At 67.4% G+C, this 12,272-nt stretch carries 12 protein-coding genes and 1 pseudogene; 3 read left to right on the top strand and 10 right to left on the bottom strand.

Annotated elements, in window-relative coordinates; all coding sequences use genetic code 11:
• Positions 1-234: 234 nt before the first annotated feature.
• Positions 235-1,413, bottom strand: coding sequence for a glutathionylspermidine synthase family protein (locus DBR20_RS07510; protein WP_108265746.1), 1,179 nt, complete (start codon positions 1,411-1,413; stop codon positions 235-237).
• Between the two features lie 7 nt (positions 1,414-1,420).
• Positions 1,421-1,990 (bottom strand): DUF1190 domain-containing protein, encoded by a 570-nt coding sequence (locus DBR20_RS07505; protein WP_089237645.1) that lies wholly within the window; start codon positions 1,988-1,990, stop codon positions 1,421-1,423.
• A gap of 348 nt (positions 1,991-2,338) precedes the next feature.
• Between DBR20_RS07505 and ilvD the strand changes: the two genes are divergently transcribed.
• Complete coding sequence (gene ilvD, locus DBR20_RS07500) at positions 2,339-4,177, top strand: dihydroxy-acid dehydratase (protein ID WP_108265745.1); 1,839 nt, start codon at positions 2,339-2,341, stop codon at positions 4,175-4,177.
• A gap of 71 nt (positions 4,178-4,248) precedes the next feature.
• Here ilvD and DBR20_RS07495 read toward each other — a convergent pair whose 3' ends face one another.
• The 4 genes from DBR20_RS07495 to aroE all read right to left on the bottom strand — a co-directional run bounded on the left by DBR20_RS07495 (position 4,249) and on the right by aroE (position 8,123).
• Positions 4,249-4,539, bottom strand: a complete 291-nt coding sequence (locus DBR20_RS07495) for a hypothetical protein (protein WP_108265744.1) — start codon at positions 4,537-4,539, stop codon at positions 4,249-4,251.
• A 129-nt stretch (positions 4,540-4,668) separates the two neighbouring features.
• Positions 4,669-6,771 (bottom strand): ATP-dependent DNA helicase DinG, encoded by a 2,103-nt coding sequence (dinG, locus tag DBR20_RS07490; protein WP_108265743.1) that lies wholly within the window; start codon positions 6,769-6,771, stop codon positions 4,669-4,671.
• A gap of 152 nt (positions 6,772-6,923) precedes the next feature.
• On the bottom strand, positions 6,924-7,274 hold the full coding sequence (locus tag DBR20_RS07485) for a hypothetical protein (RefSeq protein ID WP_108265742.1): 351 nt from the start codon (positions 7,272-7,274) through the stop codon (positions 6,924-6,926).
• Positions 7,275-7,277: 3 nt separating this feature from the next.
• Positions 7,278-8,123, bottom strand: a complete 846-nt coding sequence (aroE, locus tag DBR20_RS07480) for a shikimate dehydrogenase (protein WP_108265741.1) — start codon at positions 8,121-8,123, stop codon at positions 7,278-7,280.
• Between the two features lie 48 nt (positions 8,124-8,171).
• Between aroE and DBR20_RS07475 the strand changes: the two genes are divergently transcribed.
• Positions 8,172-9,035, top strand: a complete 864-nt coding sequence (locus DBR20_RS07475) for a PD40 domain-containing protein (protein ID WP_108265740.1) — start codon at positions 8,172-8,174, stop codon at positions 9,033-9,035.
• Between the two features lie 195 nt (positions 9,036-9,230).
• Here the strand turns inward: DBR20_RS07475 and DBR20_RS07470 are convergent, their stop codons facing one another.
• From DBR20_RS07470 to DBR20_RS07455, 4 genes are all read right to left on the bottom strand, one after another.
• Complete coding sequence (locus DBR20_RS07470) at positions 9,231-9,500, bottom strand: hypothetical protein (RefSeq protein ID WP_108265739.1); 270 nt, start codon at positions 9,498-9,500, stop codon at positions 9,231-9,233.
• A gap of 33 nt (positions 9,501-9,533) precedes the next feature.
• Positions 9,534-10,523: a porphobilinogen synthase gene (gene hemB, locus DBR20_RS07465; RefSeq protein WP_025877543.1), complete on the bottom strand. Its 990-nt coding sequence runs from the start codon at positions 10,521-10,523 to the stop codon at positions 9,534-9,536.
• A 19-nt stretch (positions 10,524-10,542) separates the two neighbouring features.
• Entirely contained in the window at positions 10,543-11,460 is a 918-nt protein-coding gene (locus DBR20_RS07460) for a bestrophin family ion channel (protein ID WP_108265738.1), read from the bottom strand.
• A gap of 123 nt (positions 11,461-11,583) precedes the next feature.
• Positions 11,584-11,832, bottom strand: a complete 249-nt coding sequence (locus DBR20_RS07455; protein ID WP_032952021.1) for a hypothetical protein — start codon at positions 11,830-11,832, stop codon at positions 11,584-11,586.
• 183 nt (positions 11,833-12,015) lie between these two features.
• On the opposite strand from DBR20_RS07455, the pseudogene DBR20_RS07450 reads away from it, so the two are divergent.
• Positions 12,016-12,272: pseudogene (locus tag DBR20_RS07450) on the top strand (hypothetical protein); the annotation flags it as partial.

Below are 12,272 nucleotides of genomic sequence, written 5' to 3'. Positions count from 1 at the left end.
GCATCGCGCCAACCCAATCCGAGCCGTCCAAGGACGCACTGCAACCCGAGCAACGGAACTGCGCCGACATCCGACAGCAGCTTTTGCTGGTAACTACCCAACCGGGCGTTTGACAGCGATGACAGCGCACCGCCACCCGGTCGGCGAACGACCGGAGACCACGGCCATCATCAAAGTGACGCACTGCCACAGGCGTGGTTCGCCCACGCCGGCACTTCGTGCGCCGCACCGCCATCAGACATAGATCCGCGTCGGCGCCTCATCGATGATCGCGTGCGGCACAAAGCGCGCACTGTCGCGGGTGATCGCGCTGTCGTCTTCGCGGATGCCGATGCCGCAGGCGTGGTCGCCGATCACCCAGCTGCCGATCAGCGGGTAACCGCCTTCGAAGCGGGTGAGCGGATGCGCACGCTGGAGGATGGCCGGACCGTCGTACGGGCCGTCGCTACGCTGCGTGCTGCCGTCGGCCAGGTGCATCTCGATGTTGGCGCCTTCGCGCGAGAACAGCGGCTTGCGCACCCAGCCCGAGGCCAGCGCGCTGCCGTCATCGAAATGTGCTTCCAGCAGGTTCGGATGGCCAACGTTGCGCTGCCACAGCAACGGCAGGATGCCCTTGTTGCTGAGCACCGCCTTCCATGCCGGTTCCAGCAGCTGCACGCCCGACCCCGGCAACGCACGGCCGAATTCCTCGGCCATCAGGTCTTCCAGTGGGTACAGCTTGAACAGCGTGCCGATCACCGTATCGTCCAGCGCGGTGAAGCGCCCGTCTTCGGACAGGCCGATGTCTTCGATGGCGATCGCTTGCCCGTGCAGGCCCGTCTGCGAGGCGCAGTCGCGCAGGTAATCGACCGTACCGCGGTCTTCGTCAGAGCTGCCCACCGCACTGAAGTACAGCGGCGGCGGCAGCTGCGTGGCCAGTTCGCCGAAGCGCTCGACCAGGGCTTCATGGATCGCGTTGAACTGGTCGGCATGCTGCGGCAGGCGGCCGGCGTTGCGCTGGTCCTCCAGCCACTGCCACTGGAAGAAGCTGGCTTCGAACAGCGAGGTCGGCGTGTCGTAGTTCAGCTCGTACAGCTTGGCCGGGCCGGTGCCGTCGTAGGCCAGATCCAGGCGCCCGTACAGGTGCGGCTGGCGCTGGCGCCAGCTGTCGGCGATCCAGTCGCGGTAATGCGCGGGGATCGCCAACTGGTCCATCAGGCGCTCGCTGCCGATGACATCGCCGACCAGGTCCATCGCCATCGCATGCAGCTCGGCGCTGGGGTCTTCGATGTCCTGTTCGATCTGGCGCAGGGTGAACGCGTAATACGCGCTTTCATCCCAGTACGGCTGGCCTTCGATGGTGTGGAAGCGGAAACCGGCTTCCTCCGCGCGCGCCCGCCACTGGGCGCGCTCGGCAATACGGATACGTTGCATGGATTGATCAACCGCCGACGCTGCTGCCGCTACGGCGCGCACTGGTGCTGCCGAAGCCGCTGCGGCTGGCGGTCACCGCACGGTTCGGTTCGCTGCTGACCGGGGCCAGCCCGGCCTTGCCCGCGCCGATGCCGCTGGCGGTGTTCAGGCCACCGCTGCCACCCGGGGCAGGACGCGCCCAGCCGGCACTCTTGTCCTGGTAGGCCGGCGCCGAAGCCGGCGCCTGCGGGGCCAGGCCACCGCGGTTGCTCAGCATCTGCGACATGAAGAAGCCCATCATCATCGGGCCGATGAACGAGGTGCCGGCCGAGGTGTGCTGCTGCACGCACTGCTCAGGTTTGTAGTCCTGTTGGCAGGCTTCCTTGGTCGCGTACTTCGGCGCTGCATCGGCGGACTTCTTCTGCGCCTCGGCAAATGCATTGCGGCAGGCCGAAGGATCAGCGGTAGCCGTGGTGCAGGCCTCCACCGAGGTATACAGGCCTTCCTGCACCTGCACCTGCTCTTCCTTCTGGCAGGCAGTGAACAGCAGCGGCGCAGCGCTCATCAGCAGCAGCGCGGTGGTGCGGGAACGTTTCATGGCCTCATGCCTTCAAGTCGGAACAATGCCCCATCATGCCAAATCCCGGCCAACAACCGGAATCGGCAAAGTGGGAAAGATGAACGGAATTTCATTTTCGCCGTCCACATGCCGCGCCATCCACGCATGGCGTGGATCTACCGTGTCGACCAAGGTCGACACCCACCAATAGCAGCGGGAACCCCGCCATCCCACGGATAGCCAGCTTTTGACGTTGACGTTGCCGTTGATTCGGCAGGTGCAGGGCGCAGCCCTGCCGGACCACCACCGGTGGTTGCAGCAGCAACCGAAAAACTCCGCCATCATCATCCGACCCCCACGTCGTACGGCCCGCCCGTTCCGCCAGCCATGCCTGAATACCGCTCCCGCACCTCCACCGCTGGCCGCAACATGGCCGGCGCCCGCGCCCTGTGGCGTGCCACCGGCATGAAGGATGGCGACTTCCACAAGCCGATCATCGCCATCGCCAACTCCTTCACCCAGTTCGTGCCCGGCCACGTGCACCTGAAGGACCTTGGCCAGCTGGTTGCGCGCGAGATCGAACAGGTCGGCGGCGTCGCCAAGGAATTCAACACGATCGCCGTGGACGACGGCATCGCCATGGGCCACGACGGCATGCTGTACTCGCTGCCCAGTCGCGAGATCATCGCCGACTCGGTGGAGTACATGGTCAACGCGCACTGCGCCGACGCGCTGGTGTGCATCTCCAACTGCGACAAGATCACCCCCGGCATGCTGATGGCCGCACTGCGCCTGGACATTCCGGTGGTGTTCGTGTCCGGCGGACCGATGGAAGCCGGCAAGACCAAGCTGTCCGAGCACAAGCTGGATCTGGTCGATGCGATGGTGATCGCCGCCGATGAAAGCGCCAGCGACGAGAAAGTAGCCGAGTACGAGCGCAGCGCCTGCCCCACCTGTGGTTCCTGCTCGGGCATGTTCACCGCCAACTCGATGAACTGCCTGACCGAAGCCCTGGGCCTGTCGCTGCCCGGCAATGGCACCACCCTGGCCACCCATGCCGACCGCGAGGCACTGTTCCGCCGTGCCGGCCGCCTGATCGTCGAGCTGTGCCATCGCTGGTATGGCGGCGAAGATCCGCGTGCACTGCCGCGTGGCATCGCCACCCAGGCCGCGTTCGCCAACGCGATGACCCTGGATATCGCCATGGGCGGGTCCACCAACACCATCCTGCACCTGCTGGCTGCCGCGCAGGAAGCGGAGGTCGACTTCGACCTGTCCCACATCGACGCACTGTCGCGTCGCGTGCCACAACTGTGCAAGGTGGCGCCGAACTCGCCCAAGTACCACGTCGAAGATGTGCATCGCGCCGGTGGTGTGTTCGGCATCCTCGGTGAGCTGGACCGCGCCGGGTTGCTGGATACGTCCGTGCCTACCGTGCACAGCAGCACGCTCGGTGAAGCACTGGATCGCTGGGACGTGATGCGCAGCGACAACGACACCCTGCACACCTTCTTCAAGGCCGGCCCGGCCGGCATTCCCACCCAGGAAGCCTTCAGCCAGGCCACGCGCTGGCCGTCGCTGGATGTTGACCGCGCCGAGGGCTGCATCCGCTCGCTGCAACACGCTTACTCACTGGAAGGTGGCCTCGCCGTGCTGCGCGGCAACCTCGCCGTCGACGGCTGCGTGGTGAAGACTGCGGGCGTGGACGAATCGATCCACGTGTTCGAAGGCACTGCGCGTGTGTTCGAAAGCCAGGACGCGGCGGTCGCCGGCATCCTCGCCGATGAAGTGAAGCCCGGCGACGTGGTGGTGATCCGCTACGAAGGCCCGAAGGGTGGCCCGGGCATGCAGGAAATGCTGTATCCGACCAGCTACCTGAAGTCGAAGGGGCTGGGCAAGCAGTGCGCGTTGCTGACCGACGGGCGTTTCTCCGGCGGTACCTCGGGCCTGTCGATCGGCCACGTCTCTCCGGAAGCGGCCAGCGGCGGTGTGATCGGTCTGGTGGAGGATGGCGACCGCATCCGCATCGACATCCCGGCGCGGCGCATCGACCTGCTGCTGGACGACGCCACCCTGGCACAACGCCGCGCCGACGCCGATGCACGCGGCTGGAAACCGCGTGCACCGCGCCCGCGCAAGGTCACCAGCGCGCTGAAGGCCTACGCCTTGCTGGCCACCAGCGCCGACAAGGGCGCCGTGCGCAACACCGCCCTGCTCGGCGATTGACAGAAAAGGGGACGGAGGGGATTAAGTCGTTTGTGCCACAAACGACTTAATCCCCTCCGTCCCCTTTTTGCTCAGAACGCGAACGGCTCGCCATCCATGCGGCACGAGCCTGCGGAGATGTGGACCGCACCGCCGGACTGCAGCTCGAACACCACGCGGATGCCGCCCTCGGCGCGATCCTCGCTCGCCATCACTTCGTTGATCGATGCACTCGGCCCCCAGGGCTCGCTCCTGTCCAGCACCACATGCTCGACCGCTTCGAACTGCAGATGGCGCTCCGTTTGGGTCGCATCGCGGAGGACGAGCTCGAAAGTGGCGGCGATCCAGTCACTGTGGGTCGCGATGATTGTCCAATCGTGCATGTGACTCCCCTCTGCGCGTGCGGTCGCGCCATGGTAGTCCGATCCGCGAGGTTGCCGGCCAGCGGCCGGCACTACCACTTCAGGGGTTGAGGCTTTTCACCGCGCATGGCCCGCCGCTACCAGAGCGCCTCAACCGATGGTGCGCTTGAACGGCGGCAGCGCGTCGATGATGCGCTTGCCGTAACGGCGGGTCAGCAGCCGCGAGTCGAGGATGATCACCCGGCCGGTGTCGGTGGAGGTGCGGATCAGGCGGCCGGCGAACTGGGTCAGCGTGCGCAGCGCATGCGGAATGGCGATCAGGTTGAACGCATTGAGCCCGCGCGCTTCCACCCACTCGCTGAGCGTGGCGGTCTGCGGATCGGTCGGCACCGCGAACGGTACCTGGGTGATCACCACCGTGGTGCAGGCCTCACCCGGAAGATCCAGGCCTTCGCCGAACGAGTTGAGCCCGAACAGCACCGAGCCCTCGCCGGCAGCCACGCGGCGCAGGTGTTCGTCGATCATGCGCGTCTTCGACATCTCGCCCTGCACCAGCACCTGCTTGCGCTTGGCGGCCGGCATCAGGCCTGCCACCTTTTCCATCTTCCAGCGCGAGGTGAACAGCACCATCGAGCCCTTCGTCCAATCCAGTTCCTTGCCGATGTAGCGCGCCACTTCACGCGGATGGCCTTCGCGGTCATCAGGCGTAACCGGGAACGGCGGCACGATCAGCTCGGCCTGGTTGGGCAGGTCGAACGGGGAAGACAACGAGACCATCTCGGCGGTTTCAGGGATGCCGTTGTCGATCGCCAGCGCCTGGAAATCGCCGCCGCCGGTCAGCGTCGCCGAGGTCAGCACCACCGAATCCACTTCATCCCACAACAGCTTGCGCAGCACGTGCGCGGCCGACACCGGTGAGCCATGCAGCACCAGGTCGCCATCACGGGTGGCGGTCACCCAGCGCGCCATCGGCGGCGCGCCTTCCTTGTCCTCGCGGCGCCAGACCTGCCACAGGTTGTACTGCTGCTCTATCATCTCCAGGGCCATGCCCAGGTTGCGCTGCAGGCGCTCGCGCGCCGGATCGTCCGGCTTGCCCTTGGCGACCTGCGCGGTGGCCGCGTGCGCCCAGTTGTAGAGGCTGCGGGTATCGTCGGCCAGCGCCTCGATCGGTTCGCGCCAGGCCTCGGGCAGACGCCCGTTGGCGGCGCGCCACATCGGTTCCTCATCGGCCGGCGCCGGCATCCACACCGCTTCCACGTGGTCGCGGAACATGCGCAGGCCCTTGGCCACATTGCTGGCCGCGTCGATGGCTTCGTTCGGCAACAGGTTGCCAAGTCGATCCTTGTCGACCGCGCGGTAGGCGCCGGCAATCAGGATCTGCAGGCGGCCGGTGCGCTTGGCCATTTCATCCAACGCCAGGCTGGCCGCACCCTGATCGATGGCCACATTGCCAACGTGGTGGCCTTCGTCGAGCACCAGCAGCATGTCCGACGGCGCGGCGATCATCGGCTGGCCGTTGTCGCTGTCACCAATGGACAGCGCCGACAGCAGCAGCGCGTGGTTGGTGACCACGATCTGCGCGTCACGCACGGTATTGCGCGAACGCAGCACCGCGCACTGCGCCGAGTACGCACAGCGTCGCCCCGCACAGCCCGAGGCCGGCGTGGTGATGCGCCCGCGCAGGCCGGGGCTGATGGTTTCCGGTGCGTTGTCGATGTCGCCGTCCCAGCTGCCGTTGCTGAAGGCCACGGTGAGGCGCTTGGCGATGTCCATCTCGATCGGCGCCAGCGGGCGGTCGAACAGCGGCTGCTCGTCGTCGAACATGCCGTTCTGCGCGCCCTCGCCATGCGCCTCGGCGGCGTTGCGCGTGCACAGGTAGCGGGTACGGCCCTTGGCCAGTGCGATGGTCGCCTCCAGGCCGGTTGCCTTGAGGAAGTTCGGGATATCGCGCTCGACCAGCTGCGACTGCAGCGCCACGGTACCGGTGCTGATCACCAGCTTCTTCTTGCTGGCCAGGGCAATCGGCACGCCGGCGGTCAGGTAGCCCAGGCTCTTGCCAACGCCGGTCGGCGCCTCGACCACGCCCACGCCACCACTGGTGGACAGCGCGCGCGACACCACGCCGATCATCTGGCTCTGCGAGCGGCGGGTGGAGAAGCCGGGGGTATTGGCCTGCAGCGTCGTGTACGCCTTGCGGATCGCGTCCTTCAAGGTGTCATCGAGCTTGCGTGGGGCGGCGACGGTTTCGGTCACGCCAGAACTACCGTAGCGGGGTCAGGCCGGCCATTGTCGCATGGCCGGCCACGGGCTCCGATGCGCGGGCGCTGAACAGGGTCAGCAGCGTCGCGCGGTGGCTGGATGCGCGCCCCACAACGCCACCAATGCGGCCAAGGCCGCCATCGGGGTCAGGGCGTCGCAGCGCGCTGCCGCAGCAGCCGTACCAATGCCCAGACCAGCAGTACCGTGCCGACGGCATCGAGCATCGCCAGGCCGAAGTGGACCACACCCAGCACGGTGCTCAGCTGCGAGATCGCACTGAAGTCTCCCTTGCTGACCATCCACATCGGCACCAGGTTGGCCAGCAGGCTGCCCATGCTGGACGCCAGCAACAGCAGCAGGCCGGTCAGCGCGCCGGTGCGTGCCGGATCGCGCGGCGCGCCCATCACCCAGACCAGGCCGACGCACAAGGCGATCAGCACCGGCAGGCGCACGCCGACCATGGTCAGCAGGGAGACCATCAGAGCCTGGCTATCCATTGATCAGTCCTGCCCGGCGAAGGCACCGGCACCGGCGCGCAGCTGCTGGTAGACCTCGTCGGTCTGCGGGCGTACGGCGTGCCACTGCAGGAAGCTCTCGGCCGCCTGCTCGACCAGCATGCCCAGGCCATCGACCGTGTTGCGGCACTGCGCGGCGCGCGCCCAGGCCAGGAAGGCGATGGCAGCCTCGCCGTAGTTCAGGTCGACCGCGGTGGTCATCGAATTGACCAGCGACAGCGGCAGCTTGAACTCGGCGTCGCGATCGCGGCCGGCCGAGGTGGCGTTGAGGATCAGCTCGAAATCACCGAGGTCGCGCAGATCGTCCCAGTAGCGGCTGAGCGCGCGGCCCGGCTCGCCCATGGCATCGATCAGTTCGTCGGCGCGTTCCGGCGTGCGGTTGACCACCACCAGTTCGGTGATGCCGGCATCCAGCAGCGCCGGCGCAACACTGCGCGCCGAACCACCGGCGCCCAGCAGCAGCACGCGGCGGCCGCGCAGGTCCAGGCCGTGGCGGTCGGTGAGGTCGCGCGCCAGGCCGATGCCATCGGTGGTGTCACCGTGCCAGCGGTCGCCCTTGCGCAGCAGGGTGTTGACCGAGCCGGCGCGGCGCGCGCGCGCGGTCAGCGTGGTGCACACGGAGAATGCCGCTTCCTTGTGCGGTGAGGTGACGTTGGCACCGACACCACCCTCGGAGGCGAACGCCTCCAGCCCGGCCAGGAATGCTTCCGGGGCGAGATCGATGCTGCGGTAGTCGAGGGAGATGCCTTCCTGGCGACCGAACGCAGCATGGATCTGCGGCGACTTCGAGTGGGCGACGGGGTGTCCGAAGACGGCGTAACGATCGGTCATGGAATCCTCAAGCTGGCTAGACTGGTGCTCTTTCGTGCATGGACCTGGATGATGCGTATCGCCCCGACCCTGCTGGTGCTCGCCGCCAGTCTACTCTCTGCCCCGGTGGCGATGGCGTTGAACGAGTACGGCATCGAGGGCATGGGCGTGGTCTCCACCCGCGCCGATGAGGGCCGGGCCACGATCAGCGCCGATGGCCAGCGCATCGTCTTCGCCCGCCGTGGCGAGGCCGGCTGGGGGTTGTGGCAGGCGCGCGTGGTCGACGGCCGCTGGCAGCAGGCGCAGGCGTTACCGCTGGCGGTGTCCGGCGAAGTGCGCGATCCGTATTTCAGCCGCGACGGCCGCTGGCTGCTGTTCGCCGCAGGTCGCGAGGGCCGGCTGGCGCTGTACCGGGCGGCGATCGCCGCCGATGGCAGCGTGGGCGCCCCGCAGCCGTTGGCCGGCGATGGCGGTCGCCATGAGGAGCGCGGCCCGGCATTGAGCGCGGACGGGCGGCGGCTGCTGTTTGCCCGTCAGCAGGGCCGTGGCGCCGGCTGGGACCTGTTCGTGGCCACGCTGGACGCGCAGGGCGCGCGCGGGCCGGCCACGGCGTTGCAGGCGTTGAACAGCGCTGCCGATGAAACCGATGGCGACTGGCTGGGCAGCGCTGGCGCCGTGGCCTTCAGCCGTGGCAGCGATGACACTGCACAGGTCTGGACCAGCGGTTGCGCGTGGACGGGCGCTGCGCTGCAGCCGTTGGGGTTGTCGTTCAATCAGGGAAGCGGCTGGACCGCCGCGCCGGTGGTCGACAACGCCAAGCCAGGCGAAATGATGGTGGCCAGCAGCGCGGCGAAGTCGCCACGGGCCGGTGGTGTGGATGTATACCGGCTGGCAGTACCGAAGGTGGAGGCAGTGCCGGAGTGCGTGCGGTAGATCCACGCCATGCGTGGATGATCGTTTGGAGGGTGCCGACCGCCCCCCTCCGGTAGGTGCCGACCTTGGTCGGCACAGAAACAAAACCGCCAACCAAGGTTGGCCCCACCAGTAGATCCACGCCATGCGTGGATGATGGTTCGGAGTCGGCACACGGAAGCGCCAACCAAGGTTGGCGACTACCAGAACATCAGATCAGCGCGACAGCACCTTCGCTCGCTGCTGTTCGTATTCCACTTCGCTGAGCTGGCCGTTGTCCTTGCGCCGGTTCAGCGCGGCCAGTTCGGCCTGCACGCTCTCCGGCATGGCCTGCTCGCGGGCAACCTGGGCGGCGGCGGAAAGCTGCTCGGGCGGCCGTCGTGCGGCACGCCAGGCAGCGACGAACACGCCGACGATGATGGCCCCGAACACCAGAGTACCGGTGCCCCAGATCAACCATTGCATCCAACCCATTTCAGGTCCCATCGCGTGTTCCTCCGTCCGTCGTGGGCGCTATTGTCAGCGCTCGCGCAGCCAACGCGCCACCTGCGGCGCGAAATAGGTCAGCACGCCATCGGCGCCGGCGCGCTTGAAGCCCAGCAGCGATTCCAGCACGCAGGCGCGCTCGTCCAGCCAGCCGTTGGCGAACGCCGCCTTCATCATCGCGTACTCGCCGCTGACCTGGTAAGCGAAGGTCGGCACGCCGAAGGTCTCCTTCACCCGCCGCACCAGGTCCAGGTACGGCATGCCCGGCTTGACCATCACCATGTCCGCGCCCTCCTCCAGGTCCAGGGCGATCTCGCGCATCGCCTCATCACCGTTGGCCGGGTCCATCTGGTAGGTCTTCTTGTCGGCCTTGCCGAGGCTGGCCGCGCTGCCCACCGCGTCACGGAACGGGCCGTAGAACGCCGAGGCGTACTTGGCCGAGTAGGCCATGATGCGCACGTTGAGATGGTGGTCGGCGTCCAGCGCACGACGGATCGCACCGATACGGCCATCCATCATGTCCGAAGGCGAAATGATGTCCGCGCCCGCCTCGGCGTGCGACAGCGACTGCTTGACCAGCGCTTCGACGGTGATGTCGTTGAGCACGTAGCCCTTGTCATCGATGATGCCGTCCTGGCCGTGCGTGGTGTACGGATCCAGGGCAACGTCGGTCATCACTCCCAGCTCCGGGAAACGCGACTTCAGCGCGCGGATCGCACGCTGCGCCAGACCGTCCTCGGCCCACGCCGCGGAAGCGTCCAGCGACTTCTGCGAGGCGTCCAGCACCGGGAACAGGTCGATCACCGGGATGCCGAGTTCCAGCGCTTCCTCGGCCACCTTCAGCAGTTCTTCGATCGACAGCCGCTCCACGCCCGGCATCGACGGCACCGCGACGCGGCCGGCCGGTTCGTGCACGAACACCGGATAGATCAGGTCGTCGGTGGTCAGCGTGTTCTCGCGCATCAGGCGGCGCGAGAATTCGTCATGGCGCATGCGCCGCGGGCGGTAATGGGGATGAGGCATGGCAGGCTCCGAGGAGTGGCTATTGCAACAGGTAGCCCTGCGGCAGCAGGGGTTCGGGCAACGGGCGTTCGCCGAGGGCATCGAGCTGGTCGATCTCGATGGTGCGCACCAGCGCGTCCAGCGGCAGGTCGTTCGGCTCCAGGCCGAACGGGTCTTCCATTTCTTCACCCAGCTGGTCCAGGCCGAAGAAGGCATAGGCCAGCACCGCCGACAGCACCGGCGTGGCCCAGCCCAGCGAACTGGCCAGGCCGAACGGCAGCAGTACGCAGAACATCCATGCGCAGCGGTGCAGCAGCAGGGTGTAGGCGAACGGCAGCGGGGTGGTGAGGATGCGCTCGCAGCCGGCCTGGATCGAGGACATCGCGTGCAGGCGCTCTTCCAGCTGGACGTAAAGAATGGAATCGAGCGTGCCTTCGCGACGGGCCTTGGCCAGTTCGGCGGCGATCATCGCCAGCAGCGCATCGGGCACGTTCTCGCGCTGGGCGAGCTGCCCGCGCTGTTCCTCGTCCAGCCATGGCACCGCGGCCAGCGCCACGTCGCGGGCACGCAGGCGCGCGGCCAGTGCATAGGCGAAGGCGGTGGTCAGGTAGCTGATGCGCTGGCGGCGTGGCGCATCGTCAGCCAGCAGCACCTGTACCTGCCGCGCCAGCGAACGCGATTCGAACACCAGCTGGCCCCACAGCTTGCGGCCCTCCCACCAGCGGTCGTAGCAGGCGCTGTTGCGGAAGCTGAGGAAGATCGACAGGACCAGGCCGAGCAGGGTGAACGGAGTGACCGAGACACGCTCGATGCCGACCGGGGGCGCCAGCTCCACCACCGCGGCGACCGCGATGGAGAGGATGAGGATGGCCAGCACCTTCGGCGCGATCGCCGGGACGATGGAGCCACGCAGGATGTACAGCAGTTGCCAGCCGTGGGGACGGGAACGAATGATCATGGGAGCAGCCGCGCAGGGCGCAGTTCAACAGGCACGCGGGGGGCTCGCGCAGCCGCCCATTCTACTCCCTGCCCGGCCAGCGGCCGTGTACCTGCGACGCCCTGTCGCACCGGCTTGACCGGCTCAGATCACGCCGCCGCCCAGCCCCAGGCGCAGGATGCCGACCACCACCACGATGCCGTTCAGGATCAGCCCCGTCCAGGCCCGGCCGCGCTTGCTGGGGTGGGTGAACAGGATGCCGAGCGCGGCGATGATCGCGCCGACCGCGGCAAACGGGATCAGGAACCAGTTGCCCCAGCCCAGCAGCGGTATCAACGCCAGGATCATCCACAACAGGGCCAGTACGCCCCACAACAGACTGATCACACCCATAGCGCACTCCCCGTGGTTGTTCTTGCTCTCAACCATAGCCGTTCCCGGCAGCGCCGCCTACCGCCGTTGCCGTCAACCTCACCGGCGCCGTGCTAGCGTGCGGCCATGGGTCGAGCCCCGATGTTGGCGCCGATTCAGAGTGCCCGGCTGATGATCCGAACCAGTCCTACAGGGGTATACGCCATGAACATCCGTTGGGTCGCCTTGGCGGCCATGCTGCTGACCGTTGCCGGTTGCGCCAGCACCTCCAAGGTCATGCTGGGCCGCGCCCGCGCGCCGATCGATCCGGCCCAGGTGCAGATCTATTCGACGCCGCCCGCCGGTTCGCAGGAAATCGCCCAGCTGGAGTCGTCTTCGGCGGTGGGCTTTGGCACGCAGGGGCAGACCGATGCGGCCGTGGCCCGCCTGAAGCGCGAAGCGGCTGCGCTCGGTGCCAACGG

This window comes from Stenotrophomonas sp. HMWF023 (assembly GCF_003060985.1).
GTDB lineage: Bacteria > Pseudomonadota > Gammaproteobacteria > Xanthomonadales > Xanthomonadaceae > Stenotrophomonas > Stenotrophomonas lactitubi.
The sequence above is the reverse complement of the archived record's forward strand: the minus strand, read 5'-3'. Positions and strand labels throughout refer to the sequence as shown.

Coding starts and splice junctions, on each gene's coding strand:
- DBR20_RS07510 (WP_108265746.1), bottom strand. CDS start 1,413: ATGCAACGTATCCGTATTGCCGAGCGCGCCCAGTGGCGGGCGCGCGCG.
- DBR20_RS07505 (WP_089237645.1), bottom strand. CDS start 1,990: ATGAAACGTTCCCGCACCACCGCGCTGCTGCTGATGAGCGCTGCGCCG.
- ilvD (WP_108265745.1), top strand. CDS start 2,339: ATGCCTGAATACCGCTCCCGCACCTCCACCGCTGGCCGCAACATGGCC.
- DBR20_RS07495 (WP_108265744.1), bottom strand. CDS start 4,539: ATGCACGATTGGACAATCATCGCGACCCACAGTGACTGGATCGCCGCC.
- DBR20_RS07485 (WP_108265742.1), bottom strand. CDS start 7,274: ATGGATAGCCAGGCTCTGATGGTCTCCCTGCTGACCATGGTCGGCGTG.
- aroE (WP_108265741.1), bottom strand. CDS start 8,123: ATGACCGATCGTTACGCCGTCTTCGGACACCCCGTCGCCCACTCGAAG.
- DBR20_RS07475 (WP_108265740.1), top strand. CDS start 8,172: ATGATGCGTATCGCCCCGACCCTGCTGGTGCTCGCCGCCAGTCTACTC.
- DBR20_RS07470 (WP_108265739.1), bottom strand. CDS start 9,500: ATGGGACCTGAAATGGGTTGGATGCAATGGTTGATCTGGGGCACCGGT.
- hemB (WP_025877543.1), bottom strand. CDS start 10,523: ATGCCTCATCCCCATTACCGCCCGCGGCGCATGCGCCATGACGAATTC.
- DBR20_RS07460 (WP_108265738.1), bottom strand. CDS start 11,460: ATGATCATTCGTTCCCGTCCCCACGGCTGGCAACTGCTGTACATCCTG.
- DBR20_RS07455 (WP_032952021.1), bottom strand. CDS start 11,832: ATGGGTGTGATCAGTCTGTTGTGGGGCGTACTGGCCCTGTTGTGGATG.